Origin of the sequence: Streptomyces sp. CC0208 (assembly GCF_003443735.1) — a bacterium.
Lineage (GTDB): Bacteria > Actinomycetota > Actinomycetes > Streptomycetales > Streptomycetaceae > Streptomyces > Streptomyces sviceus.
The window spans coordinates 3,309,324-3,335,870 of record NZ_CP031969.1; the positions used below are offsets into that span (position 1 = coordinate 3,309,324).

30 protein-coding genes and 1 pseudogene are annotated in these 26,547 nt (G+C 70.0%); 14 read left to right on the forward strand and 17 right to left on the reverse strand.

Annotation, left to right across the window (positions count from 1 at the left end):
• Window positions 1-396, reverse strand: coding sequence for a hypothetical protein (locus tag D1369_RS14905; protein ID WP_007384308.1), 396 nt, complete (start codon window positions 394-396; stop codon window positions 1-3).
• Window positions 397-558: 162 nt separating this feature from the next.
• On the opposite strand from D1369_RS14905, the gene D1369_RS14910 reads away from it, so the two are divergent.
• Window positions 559-1,161, forward strand: a complete 603-nt coding sequence (locus D1369_RS14910; RefSeq protein ID WP_037901251.1) for a uridine kinase — start codon at window positions 559-561, stop codon at window positions 1,159-1,161.
• A 163-nt stretch (window positions 1,162-1,324) separates the two neighbouring features.
• Here D1369_RS14910 and D1369_RS14915 read toward each other — a convergent pair whose 3' ends face one another.
• Entirely contained in the window at window positions 1,325-2,068 is a 744-nt protein-coding gene (locus D1369_RS14915) for a SigE family RNA polymerase sigma factor (RefSeq protein ID WP_037901249.1), read from the reverse strand.
• 229 nt (window positions 2,069-2,297) lie between these two features.
• Between D1369_RS14915 and afsQ1 the strand changes: the two genes are divergently transcribed.
• From afsQ1 to D1369_RS14940, 5 genes are all read left to right on the forward strand, one after another.
• Complete coding sequence (gene afsQ1 / locus D1369_RS14920; RefSeq protein ID WP_007384305.1) at window positions 2,298-2,975, forward strand: two-component system response regulator AfsQ1; 678 nt, start codon at window positions 2,298-2,300, stop codon at window positions 2,973-2,975.
• Window positions 2,972-4,549, forward strand: coding sequence for a HAMP domain-containing sensor histidine kinase (locus D1369_RS14925; protein WP_007384304.1), 1,578 nt, complete (start codon window positions 2,972-2,974; stop codon window positions 4,547-4,549). Before afsQ1 ends, D1369_RS14925 begins: the two co-directional genes overlap by 4 nt.
• The gene (locus tag D1369_RS14930) at window positions 4,549-5,202 is read left to right on the forward strand and encodes a hypothetical protein (protein WP_050789748.1); all 654 of its coding nucleotides are present in this window, start codon (window positions 4,549-4,551) and stop codon (window positions 5,200-5,202) included. The genes D1369_RS14925 and D1369_RS14930 overlap by 1 nt, the downstream gene beginning before the upstream one ends.
• A gap of 92 nt (window positions 5,203-5,294) precedes the next feature.
• The gene (locus tag D1369_RS14935) at window positions 5,295-5,846 is read left to right on the forward strand and encodes a VanZ family protein (protein ID WP_007384302.1); all 552 of its coding nucleotides are present in this window, start codon (window positions 5,295-5,297) and stop codon (window positions 5,844-5,846) included.
• Between the two features lie 92 nt (window positions 5,847-5,938).
• Window positions 5,939-6,139: a PspC domain-containing protein gene (locus tag D1369_RS14940; protein WP_007384301.1), complete on the forward strand. Its 201-nt coding sequence runs from the start codon at window positions 5,939-5,941 to the stop codon at window positions 6,137-6,139.
• An 84-nt stretch (window positions 6,140-6,223) separates the two neighbouring features.
• Here D1369_RS14940 and D1369_RS14945 read toward each other — a convergent pair whose 3' ends face one another.
• Window positions 6,224-6,580 (reverse strand): ATP-binding protein, encoded by a 357-nt coding sequence (locus D1369_RS14945; RefSeq protein ID WP_118082481.1) that lies wholly within the window; start codon window positions 6,578-6,580, stop codon window positions 6,224-6,226.
• A 136-nt stretch (window positions 6,581-6,716) separates the two neighbouring features.
• Window positions 6,717-7,880 (reverse strand): adenosine deaminase, encoded by a 1,164-nt coding sequence (locus D1369_RS14950; protein WP_007384299.1) that lies wholly within the window; start codon window positions 7,878-7,880, stop codon window positions 6,717-6,719.
• 113 nt (window positions 7,881-7,993) lie between these two features.
• Between D1369_RS14950 and D1369_RS14955 the strand changes: the two genes are divergently transcribed.
• The gene (locus D1369_RS14955; RefSeq protein ID WP_007384298.1) at window positions 7,994-8,749 is read left to right on the forward strand and encodes an alpha/beta hydrolase; all 756 of its coding nucleotides are present in this window, start codon (window positions 7,994-7,996) and stop codon (window positions 8,747-8,749) included.
• 42 nt (window positions 8,750-8,791) lie between these two features.
• On the opposite strand, the gene D1369_RS14960 is transcribed toward D1369_RS14955, so the two are convergent.
• Complete coding sequence (locus D1369_RS14960; protein WP_007384297.1) at window positions 8,792-9,742, reverse strand: LysR family transcriptional regulator; 951 nt, start codon at window positions 9,740-9,742, stop codon at window positions 8,792-8,794.
• 63 nt (window positions 9,743-9,805) lie between these two features.
• Here D1369_RS14960 and D1369_RS14965 point away from each other — a divergent pair, with 63 nt between their 5' ends.
• The gene (locus tag D1369_RS14965; RefSeq protein WP_007384296.1) at window positions 9,806-11,074 is read left to right on the forward strand and encodes an MFS transporter; all 1,269 of its coding nucleotides are present in this window, start codon (window positions 9,806-9,808) and stop codon (window positions 11,072-11,074) included.
• A 190-nt stretch (window positions 11,075-11,264) separates the two neighbouring features.
• Window positions 11,265-12,281: a sigma-70 family RNA polymerase sigma factor gene (locus D1369_RS14970; protein ID WP_007384295.1), complete on the forward strand. Its 1,017-nt coding sequence runs from the start codon at window positions 11,265-11,267 to the stop codon at window positions 12,279-12,281.
• Here the strand turns inward: D1369_RS14970 and D1369_RS14975 are convergent.
• Window positions 12,165-12,551: an STAS domain-containing protein gene (locus tag D1369_RS14975; RefSeq protein WP_118082482.1), complete on the reverse strand. Its 387-nt coding sequence runs from the start codon at window positions 12,549-12,551 to the stop codon at window positions 12,165-12,167. The two genes, D1369_RS14970 and D1369_RS14975, sit on opposite strands and share 117 nt — an antisense overlap.
• Before the next feature lie 133 nt (window positions 12,552-12,684).
• Here D1369_RS14975 and D1369_RS14980 point away from each other — a divergent pair, with 133 nt between their 5' ends.
• Window positions 12,685-13,608, forward strand: coding sequence for an AEC family transporter (locus D1369_RS14980; RefSeq protein ID WP_007384293.1), 924 nt, complete (start codon window positions 12,685-12,687; stop codon window positions 13,606-13,608).
• 7 nt (window positions 13,609-13,615) lie between these two features.
• On the opposite strand, the gene D1369_RS43820 is transcribed toward D1369_RS14980, so the two are convergent.
• From D1369_RS43820 to D1369_RS15020, 9 genes are all read right to left on the reverse strand, one after another.
• Window positions 13,616-13,966, reverse strand: coding sequence for a Uma2 family endonuclease (locus D1369_RS43820; RefSeq protein ID WP_346426741.1), 351 nt, complete (start codon window positions 13,964-13,966; stop codon window positions 13,616-13,618).
• A 1-nt stretch (window position 13,967) separates the two neighbouring features.
• Complete coding sequence (locus D1369_RS43825) at window positions 13,968-14,156, reverse strand: hypothetical protein (RefSeq protein ID WP_237557664.1); 189 nt, start codon at window positions 14,154-14,156, stop codon at window positions 13,968-13,970.
• 94 nt (window positions 14,157-14,250) lie between these two features.
• Complete coding sequence (locus D1369_RS14990; RefSeq protein WP_037901246.1) at window positions 14,251-15,534, reverse strand: thymidine phosphorylase; 1,284 nt, start codon at window positions 15,532-15,534, stop codon at window positions 14,251-14,253.
• A gap of 21 nt (window positions 15,535-15,555) precedes the next feature.
• A complete protein-coding gene (locus D1369_RS14995; protein WP_037901244.1) occupies window positions 15,556-15,957 on the reverse strand; it encodes a cytidine deaminase in 402 nt (133 codons plus the stop codon).
• Window positions 15,954-17,237, reverse strand: coding sequence for an ABC transporter permease (locus D1369_RS15000; protein WP_007384291.1), 1,284 nt, complete (start codon window positions 17,235-17,237; stop codon window positions 15,954-15,956). Before D1369_RS15000 ends, D1369_RS14995 begins: the two co-directional genes overlap by 4 nt.
• Window positions 17,237-18,364, reverse strand: coding sequence for an ABC transporter permease (locus D1369_RS15005; protein ID WP_007384290.1), 1,128 nt, complete (start codon window positions 18,362-18,364; stop codon window positions 17,237-17,239). The genes D1369_RS15000 and D1369_RS15005 overlap by 1 nt, the downstream gene beginning before the upstream one ends.
• Window positions 18,361-19,920 (reverse strand): ABC transporter ATP-binding protein, encoded by a 1,560-nt coding sequence (locus D1369_RS15010; RefSeq protein ID WP_202477920.1) that lies wholly within the window; start codon window positions 19,918-19,920, stop codon window positions 18,361-18,363. Before D1369_RS15010 ends, D1369_RS15005 begins: the two co-directional genes overlap by 4 nt.
• A 200-nt stretch (window positions 19,921-20,120) precedes the next feature.
• On the reverse strand, window positions 20,121-21,179 hold the full coding sequence (locus D1369_RS15015) for a BMP family ABC transporter substrate-binding protein (protein WP_007384288.1): 1,059 nt from the start codon (window positions 21,177-21,179) through the stop codon (window positions 20,121-20,123).
• 288 nt (window positions 21,180-21,467) lie between these two features.
• The gene (locus tag D1369_RS15020) at window positions 21,468-22,688 is read right to left on the reverse strand and encodes a M20 family metallopeptidase (RefSeq protein ID WP_037901242.1); all 1,221 of its coding nucleotides are present in this window, start codon (window positions 22,686-22,688) and stop codon (window positions 21,468-21,470) included.
• A 336-nt stretch (window positions 22,689-23,024) separates the two neighbouring features.
• Between D1369_RS15020 and D1369_RS15025 the strand changes: the two genes are divergently transcribed.
• Entirely contained in the window at window positions 23,025-23,240 is a 216-nt protein-coding gene (locus D1369_RS15025; RefSeq protein WP_162950984.1) for an MYXO-CTERM sorting domain-containing protein, read from the forward strand.
• 18 nt (window positions 23,241-23,258) lie between these two features.
• On the opposite strand, the pseudogene D1369_RS15030 reads toward D1369_RS15025, so the two are convergent.
• Window positions 23,259-23,666 (reverse strand): annotated as a pseudogene (locus tag D1369_RS15030) (ATP-binding protein).
• A gap of 216 nt (window positions 23,667-23,882) precedes the next feature.
• Here D1369_RS15030 and D1369_RS15035 point away from each other — a divergent pair.
• The 3 genes from D1369_RS15035 (at window position 23,883) to D1369_RS15045 (ending at window position 25,688) form a co-directional block, all read left to right on the forward strand.
• Entirely contained in the window at window positions 23,883-24,734 is an 852-nt protein-coding gene (locus D1369_RS15035) for a helix-turn-helix transcriptional regulator (RefSeq protein ID WP_007384284.1), read from the forward strand.
• An 8-nt stretch (window positions 24,735-24,742) separates the two neighbouring features.
• Window positions 24,743-24,940, forward strand: coding sequence for a DUF397 domain-containing protein (locus D1369_RS15040; RefSeq protein ID WP_007384283.1), 198 nt, complete (start codon window positions 24,743-24,745; stop codon window positions 24,938-24,940).
• A 67-nt stretch (window positions 24,941-25,007) separates the two neighbouring features.
• Entirely contained in the window at window positions 25,008-25,688 is a 681-nt protein-coding gene (locus tag D1369_RS15045) for a class I SAM-dependent methyltransferase (RefSeq protein ID WP_007384282.1), read from the forward strand.
• A 78-nt stretch (window positions 25,689-25,766) separates the two neighbouring features.
• On the opposite strand, the gene D1369_RS15050 is transcribed toward D1369_RS15045, so the two are convergent.
• Window positions 25,767-26,537, reverse strand: a complete 771-nt coding sequence (locus tag D1369_RS15050) for a DUF6461 domain-containing protein (protein ID WP_007384281.1) — start codon at window positions 26,535-26,537, stop codon at window positions 25,767-25,769.
• Window positions 26,538-26,547 lie beyond the last annotated feature (10 nt).

Below are 26,547 nucleotides of genomic sequence, written 5' to 3' on the forward strand. Positions count from 1 at the left end.
TCAGTTGCTCAGCAGTCCCGCCACCTGCCCCACCACCGGCATGCTCCCGATCGACTGTGCCTGCGCGACCGGTCCGGTCAACGCCTGCGACGTCAGCGGCTGGAAGTCCGCCAGCTGGGTCCCCACCCCGTTGTCCAGCGGGTCCACTCCCGTGCCCGCCAGCGGGTTCGGCTTGAGGCCGGCGACCGGGCCGGCGACGTAGCCGACCGTGCCGGTGAGGGAGCGGAGCCCGGACTGGGGATCGATGTTGCCGAGCGAGGTGGGCCGGGTGTGCAGCACGTCGACCACCGGCTCGGTGGCCGCGGCGGCCGCTCCGGCGCCTGCGCCGAGTGCGACACCCGCGGCGGCGAGAGCGGTGAGCGTGCGCTGGGCGGTCGGGTTCGCGTGTCGGGCCATCGTTTCTGCCACCTTTTCCGTGCACTGGGTAAGCATGTCGACACGAAGGGTAGTTGAGGTGTGACGCACGCTTCAAAGCCAACCCGCGGGGTCGATGAACAGCGGGTGAATGCCTCACACTGGTGTCCCGTGAGTTCCCAACCGCCCATACCGACGCGAGTCGTGCTGCTCTGCGGCCCCTCCGGCTCCGGCAAGTCCCTTCTCTCGGCCCGTTCCGGTCTTCCGGTCCTCCGGCTCGACGACTTCTACAAGGAGGGCGACGACCCGACACTGCCGCTGGTGGCGGGGAGCTCCGACATCGACTGGGACCACCCCGGATCGTGGGACGCGGACACCGCGGTGGCGGCGATCGTCGACCTGTGCCGCACGGGCCGTACGAAGATCCCGGTCTACGACATCTCGCTGAGCGCCCGCACCGGCGAGGAGGCGGTCGAGATGGGCCGGACCCCGCTGTTCATCGCGGAGGGCATCTTCGCCGCCGAGATCGTCACCCGCTGCCGGGAGCTCGGTGTGCTGGCCGACGCGCTGTGTCTGAGCCGGGGTCCGGTGCGCACGTTCCGCCGCCGGTTCCTGCGGGATCTGCGCGAGGGCCGCAAGTCCGTGCCCTTCCTGCTGCGCCGCGGCTGGCGGCTGATGCGCCGGGAGCGCTCGATCATCGCCCGCCAGACCGCGCTGGGCGCCCACCGCTGCGACAGGGACGAGGCCCTCGGCCGCCTCGCCGCCGCGGCAGCGGGCCGCCGGCCGGCGGCGACTCCGGCGGCCTGAGTCTCCGCTGAGCACACAGCAAAGCGGGACTGGACGGACCCCCCGGCCCGCCAGTCCCGCTTCTTGGTGCTTCCCCAGGTCCCCGTTGTTCCCCCCCACGGGTACCGGCCCCCCAGCCGGTACCCCTGGTCCCCCGTTCCCCCGTGTCGTGCTTCCCCCACCCTCAGGCGACGAGCTCCCCGAAGGCGTTCTCCTCGTCACGGCCGAAGCTGAGGACCTCGTCCTCGCGCAGGCGGCGCAGGGACCGCCAGATGCTGGACTTCACCGTGCCGACACTGATGTCGAGGATCTCCGCGATCTCCGGGTCGGTGCGGCCCTCGTAGTAACGAAGGACCAGCATCGTGCGCTGGAGTTCGGGAAGCCGGGCGAGCGCCTGCCACAGGACCGCGCGCAGTTCGGTGCCGCGCATCGCGTCCGTGTCGCCGGGCGTCTCCGGCAGTTCCTCGGTCGGGTACTCGTTCAGCTTGCGGCGGCGCCACGCGCTGATGTGCAGGTTCGTCATGGTGCGGCGGAGGTAGCCCCCGACCGCGGCCTTGTCACTGATCCGGTCCCACGCCCGGTACGTCGAGAACAGCGCGCTCTGGAGCAGGTCCTCGGCCTCGAAGCGGTCACCGGTCAGGTGGTAGGCGGTGGCGTACAGGGAGGCGCGGCGCTCCTGGACGTAGGCGGTGAACTCCGCCTCCGACAGCGAACGACGCTCCCCCGAGCCCTCCCTGTACGACGATCCCCCGTGCGTTTCCCCCGTGCTGGTGTCAACCACCGACATGTACGCGGTGTGCTGACGCCCGGTGCCGCGAGCGCACCCCCGCCCGCTCACGGCACCGGACTTCTCGGAACCCCGCCCCCCGTTCACGTCGTGCAGGCGCGTGATCACTGCGCTGGTGATGTTGCTGTGCAGCGTGCTCATCTCGCGCCCCCCGTCGTGGACTTCCGGTGTTCGGCTTGCTCAGGCGGTGGCTCCTTGCCTGTGCCGAGAACTCTGCCAACGCACCTTCATGGCCGTGTCCGCCGACTGTCACAGACCTGTCACAGGGATCCGTCTCAGGAATTGCACAGCGGACCCACGGACGGGTGCCGTACGGACTGCGTGTCCCCACAGGTCGTACCGCACCCCCTCCATGGGCCAGAATGAGCCCGTGCCTTCCCTGTTGCTGATCGAGGACGACGACGCCATCCGTACGGCCCTGGAGCTGAGCCTCACGCGCCAGGGTCACCGGGTGTCCACCGCTGCCACCGGCGAGGACGGCCTCAAACTGCTCCGTGAGCAGCGGCCGGACCTGATCGTGCTGGATGTGATGCTGCCCGGTATCGACGGGTTCGAGGTGTGCCGGCGCATCCGGCGCACGGACCAGCTGCCGATCATCCTGCTGACCGCGCGCAACGACGACATCGACGTGGTCGTCGGCCTGGAGTCCGGCGCCGACGACTATGTCGTCAAGCCGATCCAGGGGCGGGTCCTGGACGCCCGGATCCGGGCCGTGCTGCGGCGCGGTGAACGCGAGTCGACCGACGCGGCGAGCTTCGGCTCCCTGGTCATCGACCGCGCGGCCATGACCGTGACGAAGAACGGCGAGGACCTCCAGCTCACCCCGACCGAGCTCAGGCTGCTCCTTGAGCTGAGCCGGCGGCCCGGCCAGGCGCTGTCCCGCCAGCAGCTGCTGCGGCTCGTGTGGGAGCACGACTACCTCGGTGACTCGCGCCTGGTGGACGCCTGTGTGCAGCGACTGCGCGCCAAGGTCGAGGACGTGCCGTCGTCCCCGACGCTGATCCGTACCGTGCGGGGCGTGGGCTACCGGCTGGACACGCCTCAGTGACCGAAGCACAAGGGGGGCTCCGCGACTGGTTCGCGGCTCGCAAGGGTGTCTGGTCACGGCTGCGCTTCACCAGCCTGCGGCTGCGTCTTGTCGTCGTGTTCGGCCTGGTGGCACTGACCGCCGCCGTGTCCGCGTCCGGGATCGCCTACTGGCTCAACCGCGAGGCGGTGCTCACCCGCGCCCAGGACGCGGTCCTGCGGGACTTCCAGCAGGAGATGCAGAACCGCGCAGGCGCCCTGCCCGAGGACCCCACGCAGGACGAACTCCAGCGGACGGCGGGGCAGATGGCGGGCAGCAGCCAGCGCTTCAGCGTGCTGCTCGTGGCCTCCGACGCCAAGGGCCGGACGGTGTACGGCAATTCGGGAGCCCTGGACGGCTTCACGCTCCAGGACGTGCCCGTGTCGCTGCGCGAGGCGGTGAACGAGAAGCAGCAGGTCGACTCCGCCAACAAGTACGCCTACCACCTGTACTGGCAGCGGACCGTCGCCCACGACACCCCGTATCTGGTCGCCGGGACACGGGTGATCGGCGGCGGCCCGACGGGCTACATGCTCAAGTCCCTCGAGCCGGAGGCCAAGGACCTCAACTCCCTGGCCTGGTCGCTGGGTATCGCCACCGGGCTCGCCCTGATCGGCTCCGCGCTGCTCGCGCAGGCCGCCGCGACGACCGTACTGAAGCCGGTGCACCGGCTGGGAGTCGCCGCCCGGCGGCTCGGCGAGGGCAGGCTGGACACCCGGCTCCGAGTGTCGGGCACCGACGAACTCGCGGACCTGTCACGGACGTTCAACTACGCGGCCGAGGCGCTGGAGAAGCGGGTCGAGGACATGTCCGCGCGCGACGACGCGTCCCGGCGTTTCGTGGCGGACATGAGCCACGAACTGCGCACTCCGCTCACCGCGATCACCGCGGTGACGGAGATCCTGGAGGAGGAGCTGGAGGCCGAGTCCGGCTCGATGGACCCGATGATCGAGCCGGCCGTGCGGCTGGTGGTCAGCGAGACCCGCAGGCTGAACTCCCTGGTCGAGAACCTCATGGAGGTCACCCGCTTCGACGCGGGTACGGCCCGGCTGGTCCTGGACGACGTCGACGTGGCCGACCAGATCACCGCGTGCATCGACGCGCGGGCGTGGCTGGACGCGGTGGAACTGGACGCCGAGCGCGGCATCCACGCCCGTCTTGACCCGCGGCGCCTGGACGTGATCCTCGCCAACCTGATCGGCAACGCGCTCAAGCACGGCGGTTCCCCGGTGCGGGTAGCGGTGCGCGCGGCGGACGACGAGGTGGTCATCGGGGTCCGCGACCACGGCCCCGGTATCCCCGAGGACGTGCTTCCCCATGTCTTCGACCGCTTCTACAAGGCCAGTGCCTCCCGCCCCCGCTCCGAGGGCAGCGGCCTGGGCCTCTCGATCGCCCTGGAGAACGCCCACATCCACGGCGGCGAGATCACCGCGGCGAACTCTCCCGACGGGGGTGCCGTCTTCACGCTGCGGATACCCCGGGACGCCTCGGAGCTCGCGGAACAGCTCATGGAGGCCAAGAAGGCCGACGACGGGGCGAAGAAGGGGGAGGCGTGATGCGCCCGCAGGGACGACGTGAGGAGCGGTCGGGCACTCCACGTGCCGGGCTGAACGTGCTGCGGCTGCTGACGCTCCCGGTGCTCGGCCTGCTGGTCGCCGGGTGCGGGATCCGGCCCACCGAGGTGCCCACCGACTTCGGTCCCGCGCCCTCACGGGTGCGGTGTTCGCTGTCCGAGCCGGGCTCCGCCGAGCCGTCCTCGCACGGGCTGGCCGTGCAGGTGTTCCTGCTGTGCGGGGCGTCGCTGGTGGCCGTGGACCGGAGCCTGAGGGTCCCGGACGGCACCGCCGACTCCGAGCGGCGGGTGCTGGTCGCGCAGGGGCTCCTCGACCAGCTCGCCGAGACCCCGTCGGCGGCCGAGCGGGAGGCCGGGTACCAGACGTACGTGCGCGGCGGCATGACCGTCAGCGGGCCACGCCCCAAGGACCCCGAGGACACGCTCCGGCTGAGCACCCCGCCTGCCGAGCTCTCCGCGTACGCCCTCGCCCAGGTCGTGTGCACCTTCTCCGACTCGGCCGCGGCCGAGGGCGACGGCTCCGTCATCCTCGGCGGCCCCTCGGCCACACCGCTGCGCCGCTACGACTGCACGGACGAGGTCCGCTCCCAGCCGGGCAGCCACCAGCCGCCGTCGACCGAGGTGACGCGCGGCTGACGCGGAGCCGGCCGGCACGTGTGGCGCAGGCCTCACCCAGGTACCTCGGGGGTTCCGGAACCGATCGTGCCGAGCGGGGCGTCTTGGGGATCGTGCAGCGTCAAGGCTTCGTCGGCGGCGATACCGTCCTACGCGTCCGTGTGGCAGGAGGTGCCCTCCTGGTCGCGCACCTCGCGTTCGTCGCCTGGTTCACGCTGCGGCCGCTGGACGTGCCCTGGGTCGTCCCCGCCAACCTGCACCCCTTCGCCGGCATCCGCGCCGACCTCGCCCTCGGCGGGCGGGAGGCGGCCCTGCGGATCGGCGAAGGGCTCGCGCTGCTGGCCCCGCTGGGCTTCCTGCTCCCGATGGTGCACGGTCGGCTGTGGGCGTCCCCGGTCGGTTCCCTGATCCGCACCTGTGTCGCGGGCGCGCTGATCTCCCTGGGCATTGAGCTGTTCCAGACCGGCGTCCCCGGCCAGGTCGTCGACATCGACTCCCTGTTCCTGAACACCGCGGGCGTCGCCCTCGCGCACCTCGTCGTCGTGCCGGCGGTGCGCCACTCGCTGCGCCGCAGGACCGAGCGGCGCCGGCGCACCACCGTCCGCCAGGAGGAGCCGGCTCAGGGTAGGACCCCGACGATTCCCAGGGTCGGGATCGCCCCGTAGAGCGACGCTCTGTGGCATTCGTCTCCGTAGCGTTGAAGACAGCTGGAAAGGGTCACTCGGACCCGACCACCGACGCTCACGAAGGAGCCGCAATGTCCCGCCTCGCCCGCCCCACCGACGGCCGCATGATCGGCGGAGTGTGTGCCGCGCTGGCACGGCGCTTCGGCACCTCCGCGACCACGATGCGCGTGATCTTCCTGGTGTCCTGTCTGCTGCCGGGCCCGCAGTTCCTGCTCTACATAGCCCTGTGGATCCTGTTCCCCTCGGAGGACAAGGCCCAGACCGCCTGGTGACACCTCTGTGCACGGACGCCGGTGGGGCGCACCCCCGAGATCTCGGGGGTGCGCCCCACCGGCGCGTGCGAGGAGCGGTGGGTCTCAGCCGAGCGGCAGACCGTTGAGGGCGGTGCCGCCGAAAGGCAGGACCTGGGCGATCGGCAGACCGCCGAGGAGACCGGCGACTGGCCCGGTCGGGCCGTCGGCGAGCACCTTCTCGACGGCGGGCTGCGCGGCCGAGACGCCCGTGGCGACCGCCGGCTGGGCCTGCGCCAGCGCCTCACCGGCGCCCGGCAGCGACTTGGTGACGTTCTCGGTGGGGAGCCCCTGGGAGACGGAGCCGAGCGCCTGGGTGGCGTTCGGGACCGCCGGAGCGGCGTTCGCGGCACCCGCGCCGACGGCGGCGAAGGCGGCACCGAGGGCGGCGACACCGAGGGTCTTGGCAGCAGACTGCTTCATGAAATGCGTCCTCGAAATGGGTTTACGGGAGTCAGCGGTCCACGAACGTAAACACGGGAGCCCGCCCACCGCAAACATCGAAATGCGGACGGACGGTGAACACCCGCCCGCATTCCACACCCGAGAATTGTGCCGCTCAGCTCTCCTCGGCCACAGAACCGCTGGTGGAGGCGGTCTGCTGGAACAGCCATTCGGACTTCAGCTCGGCATATCCGGGCTTGATGACGTCATTGATCATCGCGAGTCGTTCATCGAAAGGAATGAACGCTGATTTCATCGCATTGACGGAGAACCACTGCATGTCGTCGAGCGAATAACCGAACGCCTCGACAAGGTGCTCGAATTCCCGGCTCATGCTGGTGCCGGACATCAGCCGGTTGTCGGTGTTCACGGTGGCCCGGAAGTGCAGCCGCCGCAGGAGTCCGATCGGGTGCTCGGCGTACGAGGACGCGGCCCCGGTCTGGAGGTTGGAGCTGGGGCACAGCTCCAGCGGGATCCGCTTGTCCCGGACGTAGGAGGCGAGCCGTCCGAGCTTGACCGTGCCGTCCTCGTGGACCTGGATGTCGTCGATGATGCGCACGCCGTGCCCGAGCCGGTCGGCACCGCACCACTGCAGGGCCTGCCAGATGGACGGCAGCCCGAAGGCCTCGCCGGCGTGGATGGTGAAGTGGTTGTTCTCGCGCTTCAGGTACTCGAAGGCGTCGAGATGCCGGGTGGGCGGGTAGCCGGCCTCCGCGCCCGCGATGTCGAACCCGACGACGCCCAGGTCGCGGTAGCGGTTGGCGAGCTCGGCGATCTCCAGGGCCCGGGCCGCGTGCCGCATGGCGGTGAGCAGGGCGCCGACGCGGATGCGGTGGCCGTTCGCCCTGGCCCTGCGCTCGCCTTCGCGGAAGCCCTCGTTGACGGCCTCGACGACCTCTTCGAGGGTCAGCCCCTTCTGCAGGTGCTGCTCGGGGGCGTAGCGCACCTCGGCGTAGACGACACCGTCCTCGGCGAGGTCCTCGGCGCACTCGGCGGCCACCCGGGTGAGGGCCTCGCGGGTCTGCATGACGCCGACGGTGTGCGAGAAGGTCTCCAAGTACCGTTCCAGCGAACCCGAGTCGGCGGCTTCGCGGAACCAGACGCCCAGCCGGTCCGCGTCGGTCTCGGGGAGTCCGGTGTACCCGGCGTCCCGGGCGAGGTCGACGATCGTGCCGGGGCGCAGCCCGCCGTCGAGGTGATCGTGCAGCAGAACCTTGGGTGCTCGGCGGATCTGGTCCGAGCTCGGGGAGTTCCCCATCCGGTCAGTCTGGCTCGTCATCTGGGCACTCTAACTCCTACGCGCGTAGAGCGCCCGCTGTACGAATCCGCCGATACGTAACGGTGACCGCCCCGCCCCGTGTCGTACACCCGGGCTTCTGACACTGTTCTGCCATGGCACAGCAAGCGACGCCGGTGCGCACCGCCCGACTGGGCAGGGCACTCGGCCCGGAGCCGGCGGCGGTGAGCGGGGTGGTGCTGCTCCTCCCGGGCGGCGACGAGACCTCTCTGCGCAGACCCGCCTCGATGCGACTCCCCTCCGCCGTCAGGGCGTTGGGACGACGACTCGCCCGTGCGGGGCACGCCGAGGGGCTCGCGGCCCACCTCGTGCACTACCGCTATCGCGGCTGGAACGGCAGCGAGGCGCATCCCGCGCACGACGCGACCTGGGCCGCCGACGAGGTCGTACGGCGGTACGGCGACGTCCCCGTGTCCCTGGTCGGCGTCGACATGGGCGCACGGGCGGCACTGCGCGCGGGCGGCCACGAGGCCGTCAACTCCGTGGTGGCGGTCGCTCCTCGGCTGCCCGAGGAGGACGTGGCGGCCACCCCCGAACCGGTCAAGCAGCTCGTGGGGCGGCGGGTGTTGATCGTGCACGGGACCAACGACCGGCAGGCGGACCCCGAGTTGTCGTTCCGGCTGGCGTCCCGGGCGAAGAAGGCGAACCGGGAGGTGTGCCGGTTCGAGGTGCACTCCGACGGGCACGGACTGCACCAGTACCGGGCCGAAGTGCAGGCCCTGACCGAGGACTTCGTGATGGGGGCGCTGTTCGGGCGGGCGCTGTCCCGGCCGGTGCAGGACGCGCTGGCCGCGCCTCCGCCGCTGGGGCTGCGGATGCCGCTGGCTTCCGGGTTCGGGCGTCGGCGGTAGGTCAGGGCGGTGGGGGGGCAGGTCACGGCAGCCGGGTGCAGGTCACGGCAGCAGGTTGCCCCTTCTGGACAGCAGGAACTTCTTGAAGGCGGCCACCGGCGGGGTGTCCGGGTGGCCGTCGAGCCAGGCGACGCCGATCTCGCGGGCCGCACGAGGGGCCGTGACCGTCAGTTCCACGACTCCCGGGCGGGGAAAGGCGGGCGGCGGCAGGAGGGCGACGCCCAGGCCCGCCGCCACCAGCCCCCTCAGCGTCTCCGCCTCCTCGCCCTCGAAGGCGATCCTCGGTTTGAAGCCGGCCTCCTGGCAGAGGTCGTCGGTGATGCGGCGCAGGCCGTAGCCGGGTTCCAGGGTGACGAAGGACTCCTCGGCGGCCTCGGCTAGGCGGACGCGCCTGCGGGCCGCGAGGGGGTGGTCGGCGGGGACCACGAGCCGCAGCTTCTGCTCGTCGAGACGCCGGGCGACGAGGTCGGGGGCGTCCGGCACCGGGGAGGTCAGGCACAGGTCCAGTTCCCCGGCCCGCAGCCGCTCGATCATCGCCTCGCCGTAGTTCTGGACCAGGCTGAAGCGGACGCGGGGATGGTCGGCACGGAAGGCGCGGATCAGGCCCGGGACCGTCTCCGAACCCATCGTATGGAGGAACCCGAAGGCGACCTTGCCGGTGGCCGGGTCGGCGTCGGCACGGACCTCGTCGGCGGCCCGCCGGATCTCGGCGAGGGCGCGTTCGACGGAGCCGAGGAAGGTGCGGCCGGCGGGGGTGAGGGAGACCGTGCGGCCGATGCGGGCGAACAGGTCGACGCCGAGGTCCTGTTCGAGGCGGACCATGGCCCGGGAGAGCGTCGACTGGGGTACGTCCATCTCCTGGGCGGCGCGGGTGACGTGCTCGGTGCGGGCCACACCGGCGAAGTACGCGAGCCGCGGGGCCAGCAACATCACCATGTCTTCTGTGTCACTGGACGGTGACAGACGCGCCTGTGACCTCTGCTGATGCTCCATGGGAACGATTATGGCGAATCCATGCATTGGACGGATGAGCGGAGCCGTACGTAACTTCGAGGCATGCCTGCCAGTACCGAGGCGCCCACCCGCGTGGGCGCCGCATCCCCCGTCCCTGTCGCCGTCGACTCCCGTCTGTCCCCGGGCGGCCCCGGCTACCGCCGGATGAGCTTCGCCCTCTTCCTCGCCGGGGTCGCCACCTTCGCGCTGCTGTACTCCACGCAGGCCCTTCTCCCGCTGATCTCGGGCGAGTTCGGGGTCGCGGCGAGCGAGGCGAGCTGGACGGTGGCGGCGGCGACCGGCGGTCTGGCGCTGTTCGTGCTGCCGATGAGCGCCCTCTCCGAGCGCTTCGGACGCCGTACGGTCATGACGGCCTCGCTGGCGGTCGCCGTGACGGTCGGGATCCTGGTCCCCTTCGCGCCCTCGCTGACCACGCTGGTCGTGCTGCGGGCGGTGCAGGGGGCGGCCCTGGCCGGGCTGCCCGCCTCCGCCACGGCGTATCTCGCCGAGGAGGTCCGCCCGAAGGCACTGGTCACGGCGATCGGCCTGTTCGTCGCCGGCAACAGCGTCGGCGGGATGAGCGGCCGGGTCATCACGGGCTGGGTCGCGCAGGAGTGGGGCTGGCGGGTGGCCGTAGGGGTCATCGGCGCGATCGCGGTGGCCTGTGCGGTGGCGTTCCGCCTGCTGCTCCCGGCGCCGCAGCACTTCGTGGCGGGCTCGCTGCGGCCGCGGGTGCTGCTCGGCACGGTCCGCACACACCTCTCCGACCCGCTGCTGCGCCGCCTCTACGCGATCGGCGCGCTGTTCATGACGGTCTTCGGCGGCGTGTACACGGTGATCGGCTACCGCCTGACGGAGGCCCCGTTCGGGTTGCCGCAGGGCATCGTCGGCTCGATCTTCCTGGTCTACCTGGTGGGCACGGTGTCCGCGTCGACGGCGGGGCGGCTGGTCGGGCGCCTGGGCCGCCGGGGCGCGCTGTACGCGGCGGGCGGTACGACGGCGACCGGCCTGCTGCTCTCCCTGTCCGGCTCCCTGTGGCTGGTCCTCCTGGGCCTGGTCCTGATCACCGGCGGTTTCTTCGCGGGGCACGCGGTGGCGTCCTCGGCGGTCAGCAAGACGGCCACCCACGGCCGGGCGCAGGCCTCGGCCCTCTACCAGTCCGCCTACTACATCGGCTCCAGCGCGGGCAGCACGGTCGGCGCGCTCGCCTTCCACGCGGGCGGCTGGGCCGGGACGGTCGGGGTCGGACTCCTGGCGGTGCTCGGCGTGGTGTCGATCACCGTCCTCGGAACACGTGCGGCTCGGGCCCAGCAGCGGCTCGCGACGGCCTGAGCCGTGCGTCTGACTTCCCCCCGGTCGAGGTCGGTCGACCGGGGGGATCGGACTGTCCGGAGGGTTTGCTTCACACGGCCCCCCACCTGCGTGTTCGTCCGCTCCAGGGGCCGTTGTCAGTGGGCTGCGGTAGTTTCCGAGTAGTGGGCGCAAAGGCGCGGCACAGCACGGCCACAGGGGTGGGTGGACGATGACGGACACTACGGCTACGACGACGGACCTCGACGTCAGGCTCGAGAAACACCGCACAGAGCTGACGGGGTACTGCTACCGCATGCTCGGCTCCTCCTTCGAGGCCGAGGACGCGGTGCAGGACACGATGGTGCGGGCCTGGCGGAGCTACGAGAAGTTCGAGGGCCGTTCCAGCCTCCGCTCCTGGCTGTACCGCATCGCGACGAACGTCTGTCTGGACATGCTGACGGCGGGCAACAAGCGCGCCCGCCCCATGGACCTCACGGAGTCGACACCCCTCGCCCAGGCCGCCCTCTCCCCCCGCCCCGACCACACCTGGCTGGAACCGATGCCGGACAACCGCATCCTGCCGACCGTCGAGGACCCGGCGGAGGCGGCGGTCGCCAAGGAGACCGTACGGCTCGCCTTCATGGCCGCCCTCCAGCAGCTGCCGCCCAAGCAGCGCGCGGTGCTGATCCTGCGCGAGGTGCTGGCCTGGAAGGCGAGCGAGGTCGCCGAACTGCTCGACACCTCCGTCGCCTCGGTCAACAGCGCCCTCCAGCGGGCCCGCGCCACCCTCGCCGAGCGGGAGGAGCACGGCGCCGACGCGGCCGTGTCCGACCCGCTGGACGAGGAGCAGCAGAAACTCCTGGAGCGCTATGTGAAGGCGTTCGAGGGGTACGACATGACGGCACTGACGGCGCTCCTCCACGAGGACGCCATCATGACGATGCCGCCGTTCGACCTGTGGCTGACGGGCCACGACGACATCACGGGCTTCATGACGACCCTGGGCTCGGCCTGCGAGGGCTCCCGTCTGGTGCCGGTGCAGGTCAACGGCTTGCCGGGGTTCGCCCAGTACAAGCCGGACCCGGACAAGGGCGGCTTCGTCCCGTGGGCGGTCCAGGTGCTGGAGATCTCAGACGGCCGGCTCACCGGGTTCCACTTCTTCCTCGACACCCAGCGCTGGTTCCCCCTGTTCGGCCTGCCCCTCCACCTCGAAGCGGAGGCCGACGAGGTCGAGGAGGGCGTGTAGCGCGGGGTCGGGGTCCCGCAGCCTGATCCGGCCCCCGGCGCGCCGGGCCGCGAGCTGGAGCCGGGCGAGCAGGTCGACGGCGCCGAGCCCCGGTGGTCCGAGCCCGGCGACATCGCACACCACCACTCCGGCACCGGTCGTCCGCAACAGGGCCCGGACCTCGTCGCCCAGCTCCGTCACCTCGTCCCGGGTGACGGGGCCGGCCAGCACGAGTACAGCGGGTGTCATGGCGTCCACGATCGGTAGACCTGACGGGCGGGCACAATTCATCGGCCGACGCCTCGACCACGCGGGCGGGATCACGTTGACCTGGGTGCCACCTGCCCCCGAGGGTTACCTGCATGCGCCAACCATCGGTACCTCCCTGGATACGCCACGCCCTCCTCACCCTTGAGGAGCCTCCGTGCAGGGAGTGCTGACCGGCTTCGCGGTCATCGCGGTGGTGATCGGCGTCGGCTATCTCATCGGTCTGCGCGGCTACCTCGGCGACCAGGGCCGGGAGGTCCTGACCAAGCTCGCCTTCCATGTCGCCTCCCCCGCCCTGCTGTTCACCACGCTGGCCCGGGCCGACCTGTCGGTGATCTTCTCCAGCCGCCTGCTGGTGACGGCCCTGAGCACGGCCGCGGCGGCGGGGGTCTTCGTGGCGGTGGGGGTCGTCCGGGGCTGGGGCCTGGGCCGTACGACGATCGGTGCGCTGTGCTCGTCCTACGTCAATTCCGGCAACCTCGGCATCCCGATCGCGGTGTACGTCCTGGGCGACGCCTCGCTGGTGGCGCCGGTGCTGCTGTTCCAGCTGGTGGGGGTGACCCCGGTCGCGGTGACGGTCCTGGACCTGGCGTCGGGGAGGGGAGGGAAGAGCCCGCTGTGGCTACGGCTGCTCACGCCCCTGCGCAACCCGATCGCGGTCGGCTCGCTGGCCGGCGTGGCGGTCTCGGCGGCCGGTCTGAAGGTCCCGGCCCCCGTCATGGACCCCCTGACCCTGATCGGCGGCATGTCGGTCCCGGCCGTCCTCCTCGCCTTCGGCATCTCCCTGTGCGGCAGCACGATGCCCGGCCGGGGCCCGGACCGGCAGCTAGTCCTGCTCTCGGTCGCCCTGAAGTCGGTGGGGCAGCCCGCGGCGGCCTGGGCGCTGGCGGCCGGTGTCTTCGGCCTGCACGGAGCGCAACTCCTCGACGTGGTGGTGACATCGGCCCTGCCGGCCGCGCAGAACCTCTACACGTACGCGTCGACCTACGGCGTGGGAGAGCGGCTGGCCCGGGACTCGATCCTGGTGTCGACGGTGGTGTCGGTGCCGGTGCTGGTGGGGGTGGCGGCGCTGTTGGGGTGACCAGGTGTCAACTGAGCGGGAAGATACCGGTGTCCAGGTCCAACTTGAACGGTGAGGGCAAGGTCAACCTCTCGCCGTACTCCACCGAGACAAGGGCTCGGTATGTGCCGTTTTGCGGCTCTCCGTAAAGTGTCGCCGTGGGACGCCCGGACTGCCAAGCATCAGGGAGAAGGTAGAGCGGCACTCCCGCGACCGCGTAGCCGTGGGCTTTCTTGATGCGGTCATGGTTCGCATTGCTCTTGGATGTGACCTCGACGACGAGTTCAGCCTCGCCGGCGGCACGCGCGTGCCACGGCGCAAGGCAGTCCTCGGCACCACGCACAGGTCGGGAACGAACAGGCCGCCCGTCTCCGGACACGTCAGCCCGAGCGTCTGATAGATGCCCCTGTGTCGTTGTGTTCCTCGGACGGTGGCGGCGACACGGTGACGATCCCTTCGACGATCTCCACCTTGCTGCCCTCGGGAGCGTCCGTCTCCTCCCAGACACGGACGATCTCGTCCCAGCCCGTGTCCCCAGGGGCCCCGGACTCGGCGGCGAGTGCGCTCATGGCGGTCTCCCATCGGTCGTCACCGATCCCAGCATGCCGAACGGGACCGGCGGTGGTCCACCGATCCCGTTCACCCGCACGAGGAACCCGCTGGTCAGGCGATACGTTCCAGCACCACCGGCGACGCCGAGAAGCCCGTGCCCGCCGCCTCGATGTCGTAGGAGCCCTCGATCGACTCCAACGCGTACGCGAAGCGCTCCGGCGTGTCCGTGTGGAGGGTCAGCAAGGGCTGGCCCTCGGTGACCGTGTCGCCGGGCTTGGCGTGGAGTTCCACGCCCGCGCCCGCCTGCACCGGGTCCTCCTTGCGAGCACGCCCCGCGCCGAGGCGCCAGGCGGCGACGCCGATGCCGTAGGCGTCGAGGCGGGTCAGGACGCCGGAGGCGGACGCCTTGATCACGTGCTGCTCGCGGGCCACGGGCAGCTCCGCGTCCGGGTCGCCGCCCTGGGCCGCGATCATCCGGCGCCAGACGTCCATCGCCGAACCGTCGGCCAGCGCCTTCGCCGGGTCGGCGTCCTTCACGCCCGCCGCGTCCAGCATCTCGCGGGCCAGCGCGATGGTCAGTTCCACCACGTCCGAGGGGCCGCCGCCGGCCAGGACCTCGACCGACTCGCGGACTTCGAGGGCGTTGCCGGCCGTGAGGCCCAGCGGGGTCGACATGTCCGTCAGCAGGGCGACCGTCCTGACGCCGTGGTCGGTGCCGAGGCCCACCATCGTGGACGCCAGTTCCCGCGCGTCCTCGATGGTCTTCATGAAGGCGCCGGTGCCGACCTTGACGTCGAGCACGAGCGAGCCCGTGCCCTCCGCGATCTTCTTCGACATGATCGAGGAGGCGATCAGCGGGATCGCCTCGACCGTGCCGGTGACGTCACGCAGGGCGTACAGCTTCTTGTCCGCCGGGGCCAGGCCGTCGCCCGCCGCGCAGATCACCGCGCCGGTGGTGTCGAGGACGTGCAGCATCTCCTCGTTCGACAGCAGCGCGCGCCAGCCGGGGATCGACTCCAGCTTGTCGAGCGTGCCGCCGGTGTGGCCGAGGCCGCGGCCCGAGAGCTGGGGCACGGCCGCGCCGCAGGCCGCCACCAGGGGGGCCAGCGGGAGCGTGATCTTGTCGCCGACGCCGCCCGTGGAGTGCTTGTCCGCCGTCGGGCGGGACAGGGACGAGAAGTCCATGCGCTCGCCGGAGGCGATCATCGCGGCCGTCCAGCGGGCGATCTCGCGGCGGTTCATGCCGTTGAGCAGGATGGCCATCGCGAGCGCGGACATCTGCTCGTCGGCGACCTCCCCGCGGGTGTACGCGTCGATGACCCAGTCGATCTGCTCGTCGCTGAGTTCACCGCGGTCCCGCTTGGTGCGGATGACGGAGATGGCGTCCATGGCCATGCAGGGCTTTCCTTCCGGGAATTACTTGGTGAGATGGTCCGGCCCGAAGGCCTGCGGGAGCATCTCGGACAGCGGCAGGATGCCCGCCGGGGTCTCCAGGAGCAGGTCCGGGCCGCCGAACTCGTAGAGCAGCTGACGGCAGCGGCCGCAGGGGACGAGGACCTCGCCCCGGCCGTCCACGCAGGTGAAGTGCGTGAGCCGGCCGCCACCGGTGTTGTGCAGCTCCGAGACCAGACCGCACTCGGCGCACAGGCCGAGGCCGTAGGAGGCGTTCTCGACGTTGCAGCCGGTGATGGTACGGCCGTCGTCGACCAGGGCGGCCACGCCGACCGGGTAGCCGGAGTACGGGGCGTACGCCCGGGACATGGCGTCCCGGGCCGCCGCCCGCAGCGCCCCCCAGTCGACAGCGGCGGGGGACGTCACTTGCCCTGGCCCTTCCGGTAGCGCATGCCGTCCGCCTTGGGCATCCGCAGGCGCTGCGCGGACAGCGACAGCACCAGCAGGGTGACGACGTACGGGGTGGCGCCCACGAAGTCGCTCGGGACCTCGTCGGTGACCAGGTACCAGACCAGGACGCCCGCGGCCACCAGGAGGCTGATGCCGCCCTGCCAGTGCGCCTTCTTGTACAGCTTCCAGCCGGCCATCGCCAGGAGCAGCACGAACAGCAGGAGCAGCAGCGCGTGGACGGTCTCGCCGCCGTTGCGCAGCTGGAGCGCGTCGGAGTAGCCGAACAGGCCCGCGCCCATGGCGAGCCCGCCGGGCCGCCAGTTGCCGAAGATCATGGCGGCGAGACCGATGTAGCCGCGGCCGCCGGTCTGGCCCTCCAGGTAGGTGTGCGAGGTGACCAGCGCCAGGAAGGCGCCGCCGAGGCCGGCGAGACCGCCGGAGACGGCCACGGCCACGTACTTGTACTTGTAGACGTTGACGCCGAGGGACTCGGCGGCGATCGGGTTCTCGCCGCAGGAACGCAGGCGCAGGCCGAACGGGGTGCGCCACAGCAGCCACCAGCTGCCGATGAACAGCACGACCGCGAGGACCGTCACCACGGACAGGTTGGTGAACAGGCCGCCGAGGATGCCCGCGAGGTCGGAGATCAGGAACCAGTGGTGGTTCTCGATGGAGTGCAGCCCGCTGGACAGGCCCGGGACGTCGAAGCTGGGCAGGGAGTCGACGGGCGGGGACTGCTTGGGGTTGCCGCCCGCGTCGGCCGCCTTGCCGTCGACGAAGAACAGCTTGGCGAGGTACTGGGTGGTGCCCAGCGCGAGCAGGTTGATCGCGACGCCGGAGACGATGTGGTCGACGCCGAAGGTGACGGTCGCGACCGCGTGCAGCAGACCGCCCACGACGCCGAACCCGACGCCGCACAGCAGGCCGAGCCAGGGGCTGGACTGCCAGCCGATCCAGCCGGCGCCGAAGGTGCCGAGGATCATCATGCCCTCGAGGCCGATGTTGACCACGCCGGAGCGCTCGGACCACAGACCGGCGAGGCCCGCGAGGCCGATCGGCACGGCGAGGCTGAGGGCGGCGGAGACCTGGCCCTCGGAGGTGAGCTGGTCGGAGCCGGAGATGACGCGGACCGCGGCGACGAGCAGCAGCGCACCGGCGACGATCATGAGGATCTGGCCGAGCGAGCGGCTCGACCGGGTGGCGGTGTCCGCCTTGGGTGCCGCGGGGGGCGGCGTGTGGGTCGTCGTGGCAGTCATCACGCCACCTCCTGCTTCTGGGTCGGGGCTGCGGCCTGGGCGGCGAGCTCGGCGCCGACCCGCTGCTGCTGGCGCTTGAGCCCGTAACGGCGTACGACTTCGTAGGCGATGACGACGGACAGGACGATGACGCCCTGGATCACGCCGAGGATCTCCTTGTCGTAGCCCTCGAACTCCAGGTGGTTGGTGGTGCGCTCGAGGAAGCCCCACAGCAGGGCGCCCAGCGCGATGCCGACCGGGTTGTTGCGGCCGAGCAGGGCGATGGCGATACCGGTGAAGCCGATACCGGTGGGGAAGTCGTTGCTGAACTGGTGGCTGTCGTTGAGCAGGGTCGGCATGCCGATGAGGCCGGCCACCGCGCCCGAGATGAGCATGCTGGTGGCGATCATCTTCTTCACCGAGACACCGCTCGCGGCGGCGGCACTCTCGGACTGGCCGACGGTGCGCAGGTCGAAGCCGAAGCGGGTGCGGCCGAGGACGAACCAGTACGCGATGCCGATGAGCACGGCGATGACGATGAAGCCCCACAGCTCGCCCGCGGCGCCGGTGTCGATCTGGAAGAAGTACGAGGACGACGGCAGCGGCTTGGTGGAGACGACCGTGCCGCCGGCCTGGAGCTCGGCGAGCTTTCCGGGCTGGAGCAGGTAGGCGATGATCGCGGTGGCGATCGCGTTGAGCATGATCGTCGAGATGACCTCGCTGACACCGCGGGTCACCTTGAGGATGCCCGCGATGCCCGCCCACACGGCGCCGGTGCCCATGGCGCACAGGATGATCAGCGGGATGGAGATCCAGCCCGGCGTGGTCAGCGCGCCGCCGAGGACCGCGGCGAAGAACGCGGCGATGCGGTACTGGCCGTCGACGCCGATGTTGAACAGGTTCATCCGGAAGCCGATGGCCACCGAGACGCCCGCCAGGTAGTACGTCGTCGCCTTGTTGAGGATGTAGACCTGGCTGTCGCTGGCGGAGCCGTAGGTCAGCATGTCGCTGAAGGCGGCGCCCGGGTTCTTGCCGGTGGCCAGGATCACCAGGGTGGTGACGACGAGCGCGGCGACGACCGCGAGCAGCGGGGCCGCGATGCCGAGGAGCAGCCGCTCCTTGTCGATGCGTTGGGTCAGCTTGTTCATCGGGCGTCGTCCTCGTGGTCCGCTGCGGAGTCCTCTGCGGAGCCCTCTGCGTGCTCCAGGTGGCCGGTGGCCGCACCGGTCATGGCGGAGCCCAGCTCCTCGGGGGTGATGGTGGCGGGGTCGGCGTCGGCGACCAGTCGGCCGCGGTACATCACCCGCAGGGTGTCGGACAGGCCGATGAGCTCGTCCAGGTCGGCGGAGATCAGCAGCACGGCCAGGCCCTCACGGCGGGCCTCACGGATGTGGTCCCAGATCGCGGCCTGCGCGCCGACGTCCACACCGCGGGTGGGGTGGGCGGCGATGAGCAGCTTGGGCGCGTGGCTCATCTCGCGGCCGACGATCAGCTTCTGCTGGTTGCCGCCGGACAGCGAGGCGGCGGTGACGTCGATGCCGGGGGTGCGGACGTCGTACGCCTTGATGATGCGCTCGGTGTCCGTGCGGGCGGCCTTGATGTCGAGCAGCTGGCCGCGGGAGTTGGGCTTCTCGGTGACATGGCCGAGGATGCGGTTCTCCCACAGCGGGGCCTCGAGGAGCAGGCCGTGGCGGTGGCGGTCCTCGGGGATGTAGCCGACACCGGCCTCGCGGCGGTGGCGGGTGGGGACGTGGGAGATGTCGGTGTCGTCGAGGGTGACCGTGCCGGAGTCGGGGGTGCGGATGCCCATGATGGCCTCGACCAGTTCCGACTGGCCGTTGCCCTCCACACCGGCGATGCCAAGGACCTCGCCCTTGTGGATGGTGAAGGAGATGTCGTCGAGGATGATCCGCTCGACGCCGTCGAGGTCGGTCTGGGCCAGGCGCAGGCCGTCCAGCTTCAGCAGCGGGACGTCGGTGACCGTGGACTCCTCGGTCTCCGGGGTGGGCAGTTCGCTGCCGACCATCAGCTCGGCGAGCTGCTTGGGGGTCGTACCGGCGGGCTCGACCGTGCCGACGGTGGTGCCGCGGCGGATGACGGTGATCTCGTCGGCCACGGAGAGCACTTCACCCAGCTTGTGCGAGATGAAGATGACCGTGAGGCCCTCGGCCTTGAGCTCGCGCAGGTTGGCGAAGAGGGCGTCGACCTCCTGCGGCACGAGGACGGCGGTGGGCTCGTCGAGGATCAGGGTCTTGGCGCCGCGGTAGAGGACCTTGAGGATCTCCACGCGCTGGCGGTCGGCGACACCGAGCTCCTCCAGGAGGACGTCGGGGCGGACGTTCAGGCTGTACGCGTCGGAGATCTCCCTGATCTTCGCGCGGGCCTTGGCGCCGATGCCGTACAGCTTCTCCGCGCCCAGGACGACGTTCTCCAGGACGGTGAGGTTGTCGGCGAGCATGAAGTGCTGGTGCACCATGCCGATGCCGCGGGCGATGGCGTCGGCGGGGGTGTGGAAGGTGACCGTCTCGCCGTTCACCGTGATGGTGCCCTCGTCCGGCTGCTGCATGCCGTAGAGGATCTTCATCAGGGTGGACTTGCCGGCACCGTTCTCACCGCACAGGGCGTGCACGGTGCCCGTGCGGACGGTGATGTCGATGTCCTTGTTGGCCACGACGCCGGGGAATCGCTTGGTGATGCCGCGCAGTTCGACGGCAGCGGGAGGGCTGGACGCGTTGATGGCGCACTCTCCTCGGGGAAAAGGGGCTGCGTAGGGGAGGGCAGGCGTCGGTGACGCTAGCGCGGCAACTCCGCGCTACACGCGTAGAGTTGACACATTGTTATGGCTCGACGAGGGGGTTGTCGAGGCCCCCTCGTCGAGCCCGGGTTCCGGCGGGAACCGTCAGGTCAGCTGGTCTTGACCTTGATGGTGCCGTCGACGATCTTCTTCTTCGCCTCGTCCAGCTTGGGCTGGATGTCGTCGATGAAGCCACCGCTGGTGGACAGGCCGACACCGCCCTTGGCGAGCGAGTAGAGCTGGTTGCCGGTCAGCGGCTTGCCGTCGTGGACGGACTTGATGAAGTCGTAGACGCCGACGTCGACGTTCTTGACCATCGAGGTCAGGATCGAGTTCTTGAACTTGGCCAGACCCGGGATGTTGTACTGGTCCGAGTCCACGCCGATGGCCCAGGCGCCCTTGACGCCGGAGACGGCCTCGATCGAGCCGTTGCCGGAGGAGCCGGCCGCGGCGTAGATCACGTCGGCGCCGTTGTCGAGCATGCCGGACGCGGCCTCCTTGCCCTTGGCGGGGTCGGCGAAACCGGAGAAGTCCGAGCCGTGGGTCAGGTACTGGACGTCGACCTTGACCTTGGGGTTGGTGTCCTTGACGCCCTGGGCGTAGCCCGCCTCGAACTTCTTGATCAGCGGGGTGTCCACACCGCCGATGAAGCCGACGTGGTCCTTCTTGGTCTTCAGCGCCGCGGCGACACCGGCCAGGTAGGAACCCTGCTCCTCGGTGAACGTGATGCTGTCGACGTTCTTGGCTTTCGCGACCGCGTCGATGAGACCGAAGTTGACCTTCGGGTACTTCGCGGCAACCTTGTCGACCGAGGTGGCGTAGGAGAAGCCGACGGCGACGATCGGGTTGTAGCCGGCGTCCGCCAGGTCGGTCAGGCGCTGCTCGCGGTCGGCCTCGGTGTCGGTGCTCTTGGCGGTGAGCTCCTTGATGGAACCGCCGAACTCCTTCTCGGCCTTGTCCGCACCGCGCGCGGCGGAGTCGTTGAAGGAACGGTCACCACGGCCGCCGACGTCGTAGGCGAGACCGATCTTGATGCCGCCCTTGCCGCTGCCGGCGGAGGCGGACGACGAGCTGTCGTCCTCGGAGGAAGTGCTGCCACAGGCAGTGGCAGTCAGTGCGAGAGCTGCGGTGGCGATACACGCAGCGGAAAGCTTGGCTACCCGGCGCACGGGAGGCTCCTTCACCTGACCTGAGCGCCTTGTCGGCGCTTCATGTGAGCACCATGCCAGTGCCCGGGCCTGAACGCCCCTGCGGCGTTGGCTTCGCGGCATCGTAACGCGCGTAGATGTCGGAAACAGACCTCTTCCGAAGCCGTTATCGATTCGAGGCAAACAGCGTCTGAACTGAGGCTCTTACGCCTTCGCACACCGGGATTTCGATGTGCGCACGATTGGCTTACGACACTGTTGCGCCGGTCGGAGGAACGGCCCCCGCGGGGGCCGTCCGTCACGTTCGGATCACTGTGCGGCGTCCAGCAGGGCCGCGGCCGTGAACAGCTCCACACCTACGGTGATCGCGGACTCGTCGGCGTCGAAGTCGCCCTGGTGGAGGTCGCGCACGGCCCGCTCCCCCGGGGTCCGCACCCCGAGGCGGGCCATGGCCCCGGGAACGTGCTGGAGGTACCAGGAGAAGTCCTCGCCGCCGAGGCTCTGCTCGGTGCTCTCGACCGAGTCGGCGCCGCGCCGGGCGGTCATGGCCTCGCGGATCAGCTCGGTGACGTCCGCGTCGTTGACGACGGGCGGGACGCCCCGCACGTAGTTGATCTCGGACTTGGCCCCGTGCAGATTGGCGACCTCGTCGATCGCGGCGACCACGATGTCCGGGGCCTGCTGCCAGGTGTCGAGCTCCAGGCAACGCACGGTCCCGGAGAGCTCAGCGTGCTGCGGGATGACGTTCGGGGCGTGCCCCGACTCGATCCGCCCCCAGGTCACGGCGAGGCCGGCACGGGTGTCGACGCGTCGGCCGACGATCGCGGGCACGTCGGTGACCACGCGGGCGGCGGCGGTGACGAGATCGGTGGTGAGGTGCGGCCGGGCGGTATGTCCACCGGGCCCGTCGAGGGCGATCTCCAAGCGGTCACAGGCCGAAGTGATCGCCCCGGTCCTGAGCCCGATCTTCCCGGCGTCGACCCGCGGGTCGCAGTGCACGGCGAGGATCCTGCCGACCCCCTCCAGTACGCCGCAGTCGATGGCGTCGGCGGCGCCGCCGGGCAGCACTTCCTCGGCGGGCTGGAAGACCAGCCGCACGGGCCGCGGCAGCAGCCCCCGCTTGTGCAGGTCGGCGAGGACGAGCCCGGCCCCCAGCACCACGGTGGTGTGCACATCGTGCCCGCAGGCATGCGCCCGATCGGGCACGGTGGACCGGTAGGGGCACTCGGTCTTCATGTCCGGGATGGGCAGGCCGTCGATGTCGGCGCGCAGGGCGAGCATGGGCCGCTCACCGTCCCACTCCCCGATGTCACACACCAGTCCGGTCCCGACGGCCAGCACCCGCGGCTTCAGCCCGGCGTTCTCCAGCCGTTCCTTGATCGCAGCGGTGGTGCGGAACTCCTGGTTGCCGAGCTCCGGGTGCATGTGCAAGTCGCGTCGGAACAGTACGAGCTCGGCGTGCAGTTCCTCGCTCAGCACGCCGGGAAGCACGGCTTCCCCGGGCAGATCGACCTCGGACTCCAGTGACATCAGTTGCTTCACCCTCTAAAGGGTAGGACGCCGGGGCGACCAACCGACCCGCGATCAACAAAACTTCAACCCGCGGGGGGAAGAAAATCTGGCCGCTCGACGCATGGATGTGATTTGAGACGGGTAAGAACCATCTTTCCCACACATACCACGCCTCTGCTCCCGCATGCCGATCTGCTCACCTTTCGGAACTCCACGGAGACGGAATCGGGGCCGGGGTAGCGGATCCGTCACCACCACGTGACGATTGCGCCACGCAGCGCGATCGGCCGACGTGAGCTGGGCAGCCTTCCCCGCATGAACGCGTGCGGATGCGGCGAGGACCAAATTCCCTGGATGCTGGCGAAATTCGGCTTCCTGGGCGCAGCGGGGCTGATCCTGGGAATACTGATCACCATGATCGCGGCAGGCTGGCTGCTGTCCTCGCTGGTCTGGCTGGTACGCCGACGCCACACAGCAACACCGGCACCGGCACCGGCACCGATCGACGAACCCTCCCAGCACCCTCTGGCGGGATTCACCTGGACGGACGAGCCGCCCCGCGGGAGCTGAGCCCTGCCGAGTCCCGTCCTAAGCCGCGGCCAGTTCGCACCACACGTACTTTCCCCGGTTGCCGTGCCTGGACAAGGGCTGTCATCCCCACAGATCCGCACACGCCTTCACCAACGCCAACCCCGGCCCCTCCCCCACGTCCCTCATGGCGTTCAACTCCCCTGGCGGCTCGGGAGGTTCGGGGTCCGCGCCCCAGGCCCCGATCCGCAGCACCCCCGCCGACCGGCGCACCCTGAGGGCGGCCGGCCCTTTCGTGTGCCGTACGGCATTGGAGACCAGCTCGGCCGCGAGCAGCTCGGCGGTGTCGGTCAGACGGATCAGGCCGTGCATCGTGAGGATGAGCCGGAGGGTGCGGCGGGCGACGGTGACGGCTCGGAGGTCGTTCGGGATGTACAGGGTGTACTCCCAGGGGGCGTTTTCGGGCATGCGTCAACTCCGGTTCAGTGAGGGGAGTTCGGGCGGTGGCAGTGCCGCAGCCGTCACGGCAGGACGGGGCGGTGCGCTTCCGGGGTCCCGGCGATTCCGCAGCGTGTGCGTCGCATCACTGACGGTAGACCTTAGATTTAAGAAACGGCAGCCCGATCGCGTAACCTGACCCCGAACGAGTCGCCCACAGAAGCACGTTGAACCGAAGGGTGGTCGATGGGGACCAAGCGCGATGCCACAGCACGCCAGATGCGCTTGGCGGTCGAGTTGCGCAGGCTCCGCGAGGCGGCAGACCTCAGCTCCCGCGAGGCAGCGGCGTTGCTCGGAGTGAACTCCGTCCAGATCAGCCAGATCGAGTCGGGTGTCTCAGGAGTGAGCGAGAAACGCCTGCGCCGCCTCGCCGCCCACTACTCCTGCTCGGACAGCGAGTTGATCGACGCCCTGGTCGTCATGGCGACCGACCGGACCCGGGGCTGGTGGGAGGAGTACCGGGGTCATCTGCCCACACCGTTTCTCGATCTCGCCGAGCTGGAACATCACGCAACCTCCCTCCGGGAGGCCCAGTTCCTGTACGTCCCCGGCCCGCTCCAGACAGAGGACTACGCCCGCGCCGTATACGCCTACAGGGTTCCCGAACTTCCCCGCGAAGAACTTGAGTTGCGCGTCCAGCACCGAATGCGGCGCAAGGTGACCCTTGAAGGCCCCACCCCCAAGCCGTACAAAGCCGTCATCCACGAGGCGGCACTGCGCATCATGGTCAGCGACCGCGCTGCCTCACGAGCTCAACTCTCCCGCGTTATTCAGCTCTCCGAAGCGGACCACATCGCCGTGCGGGTCATCCCCTTCGGCCTGGAGCACTTCGCTGGTGCCACGAGCGCCATGACGTATGCGGAAGAAGCCGTACCCAGGCTGGACACCGTCGTACGGGACGGGCCCCACGGCGCGGCCTTCATCGATTCCGAAGCCCAACTCGGATCTTTTCGAACGCTCTTCCGTAAAGTGGAGTCCGTGTCGCTCGGCCCGGAGCGGTCGCGCGACTTCATCCACAGGCTGGCGAAAGAGCTGTGAGGCACCCCATGGACACCCCCGACAACTGGCGGAAGTCGTCCTACTCAGGTCCCGGCGACGGCGACTCCTGCGTCGAGATAGCAAACTCACCCACCCACATAGCCGTCCGCGACTCCAAGACCCCGGCAGGTGCCAACCTCACCTTCCCGGCCGGAGCCTTCACAGCCTTCCTCGAAGCCCTCAAGTCCCCGTGCCCCGGCACCTGATGACCACCACGCGGCGCTCCGCAACTTCCCACCCTCTGCCCCGAGACCCCCCGCTAGGGTGCAGCCCGTGAACGCCGAGACCCCCGACTTCATACGGGCCACCCGAACCGCGTACGACACGATCGCCGAGCCCTACACGGAGCAGTTCTCCGACTGGTCCGGCATCCCCACGCTGGACAGAGCCCAGATCACGGGCTTCGCAGAGTTGGTGAAGGAGCAGGGCAAGGGCCCGGTGGCCGACATCGGCAGCGGCCCGGGACACGTGACCGCAGCACTCCACAACCTCGGCATCCCGGTCTTCGGCGTGGATGTCTCCCCGAAGATGGTCGAACTGGCCCGCAGGGCCCACCCGGACCTCCGCTTCCACGTGGGCTCGATGACGTCCCTGGACCTACCGTCGGAAACGCTGGGCGGCATCACGGCCCTCTACTCGATCATCCACGTCCCGGACGACCACCTCCCCACGGCCTTTGCCGAGTTCCACCGCGTCCTCGCCCCCGGCGCCCACGCCCTGATCGGCTTCCAGTACGAGGCCGGCGGCACCCACATGCACCTGGACGAACGCTTCGGCCACAAGATCTCCCTCGACTACTGGTTGCGCGCCCCGGAGGCGGTGGCGCAGCCCCTGCGGAAGGCAGGCTTCGAGGTGATCGTCCGAGTCCTCAGGGAGCCCCTCGGCGAGGAGAAGTTGTCCCGGGCGTATCTGGTGGCACGGAAACCGGCGTCGCGCCAGGTACAGCCGAATTGAAGCGGGCGAGAAATCTTCGGGTCGTGGAAGCTGACGGAGTGTTCCTCTGCTGCGCTACTCGCTCGGTCACTTCCCGTACTAGGGACGGCGTGCGCGGTCCGACGCCGTCGCGATCTCCTCGTATGTCCATTCCCTGTACAGGCGCTCTCCGTGGGCATCAGTGATGTCGATGACCACGCCGGCCCACTCCTCGGCCGGCTGTTCGGGAACGAGTCCCAGTTCGTACCTAGCATCATGGAGGAGGGATTCGGTGACGCGTACGCCGGTCAGTCTTTCGGCCAGAGCGAAGGCCGCCGCCTTCCGGTCGACGTCAGGGGCGCTCTCGTCGTGCTCTCCCTCAGAGGTCAAGGGGAAACCGACTTCCCGCAGCAGGGGGATCAGTTCATCGGGCGTGCTGCCGTCGCGCGACGAGGGGCCCTCGAACGTCGTACGGAGTTCGCCGTCCTCGAACCAGTGGAAGAGGTGGATTGGCTTGCCGCCGTTGGTCGAGTGCGCCACCACCCGACCGCCCTTCGAGAGCGCCTGCACGCACGCGTTCGCGACCCCCAGGCCACCGTCGAAGCCGAGGACGAGTGTCCAGTCGCCGTTCTCCCCTGCAGCGCTGAAGGCGCCCGCGATGTAGGACTCGTCCCAGTAGTCGTAGTCCATCTCGGCTCGGTGGGCGTCATCCGCCTCGATCAGTCCAGCGGTTCCCTCCCCGATGCCGCGTGCTTCCGCCTCCATCGCGCGCAGCACCTCCCGCGGGGTCCGCCCCCGTATCAACGTCAGGGTGTATCCGCTCTCCATCGCATGGCGGAACAGCGGCGAGGTGCGGATCCAGGCGTAGTCGTGCGCGGTCACCAGGTTCATACGGCGCAGT

Bases quoted from the DNA above. Each gene is read 5' to 3' on its own strand.
- D1369_RS14905 (WP_007384308.1), bottom strand. From the start codon at position 396: ATGGCCCGACACGCGAACCCGACCGCCCAGCGCACGCTCACCGCTCTC.
- D1369_RS14915 (WP_037901249.1), bottom strand. From the start codon at position 2,068: ATGAGCACGCTGCACAGCAACATCACCAGCGCAGTGATCACGCGCCTG.
- D1369_RS14930 (WP_050789748.1), top strand. From the start codon at position 4,549: ATGCGCCCGCAGGGACGACGTGAGGAGCGGTCGGGCACTCCACGTGCC.
- D1369_RS14940 (WP_007384301.1), top strand. From the start codon at position 5,939: ATGTCCCGCCTCGCCCGCCCCACCGACGGCCGCATGATCGGCGGAGTG.
- D1369_RS14945 (WP_118082481.1), bottom strand. From the start codon at position 6,580: ATGAAGCAGTCTGCTGCCAAGACCCTCGGTGTCGCCGCCCTCGGTGCC.
- D1369_RS14950 (WP_007384299.1), bottom strand. From the start codon at position 7,880: ATGACGAGCCAGACTGACCGGATGGGGAACTCCCCGAGCTCGGACCAG.
- D1369_RS14955 (WP_007384298.1), top strand. From the start codon at position 7,994: ATGGCACAGCAAGCGACGCCGGTGCGCACCGCCCGACTGGGCAGGGCA.
- D1369_RS14960 (WP_007384297.1), bottom strand. From the start codon at position 9,742: ATGGAGCATCAGCAGAGGTCACAGGCGCGTCTGTCACCGTCCAGTGAC.
- D1369_RS14965 (WP_007384296.1), top strand. From the start codon at position 9,806: ATGCCTGCCAGTACCGAGGCGCCCACCCGCGTGGGCGCCGCATCCCCC.
- D1369_RS14970 (WP_007384295.1), top strand. From the start codon at position 11,265: ATGACGGACACTACGGCTACGACGACGGACCTCGACGTCAGGCTCGAG.
- D1369_RS14975 (WP_118082482.1), bottom strand. From the start codon at position 12,551: ATGAATTGTGCCCGCCCGTCAGGTCTACCGATCGTGGACGCCATGACA.
- D1369_RS43825 (WP_237557664.1), bottom strand. From the start codon at position 14,156: ATGAGCGCACTCGCCGCCGAGTCCGGGGCCCCTGGGGACACGGGCTGG.
- D1369_RS14990 (WP_037901246.1), bottom strand. From the start codon at position 15,534: ATGGCCATGGACGCCATCTCCGTCATCCGCACCAAGCGGGACCGCGGT.
- D1369_RS15000 (WP_007384291.1), bottom strand. From the start codon at position 17,237: ATGACTGCCACGACGACCCACACGCCGCCCCCCGCGGCACCCAAGGCG.
- D1369_RS15005 (WP_007384290.1), bottom strand. From the start codon at position 18,364: ATGAACAAGCTGACCCAACGCATCGACAAGGAGCGGCTGCTCCTCGGC.
- D1369_RS15020 (WP_037901242.1), bottom strand. From the start codon at position 22,688: ATGTCACTGGAGTCCGAGGTCGATCTGCCCGGGGAAGCCGTGCTTCCC.
- D1369_RS15025 (WP_162950984.1), top strand. From the start codon at position 23,025: ATGCTGGCGAAATTCGGCTTCCTGGGCGCAGCGGGGCTGATCCTGGGA.
- D1369_RS15035 (WP_007384284.1), top strand. From the start codon at position 23,883: ATGGGGACCAAGCGCGATGCCACAGCACGCCAGATGCGCTTGGCGGTC.
- D1369_RS15040 (WP_007384283.1), top strand. From the start codon at position 24,743: ATGGACACCCCCGACAACTGGCGGAAGTCGTCCTACTCAGGTCCCGGC.
- D1369_RS15050 (WP_007384281.1), bottom strand. From the start codon at position 26,537: ATGAACCTGGTGACCGCGCACGACTACGCCTGGATCCGCACCTCGCCG.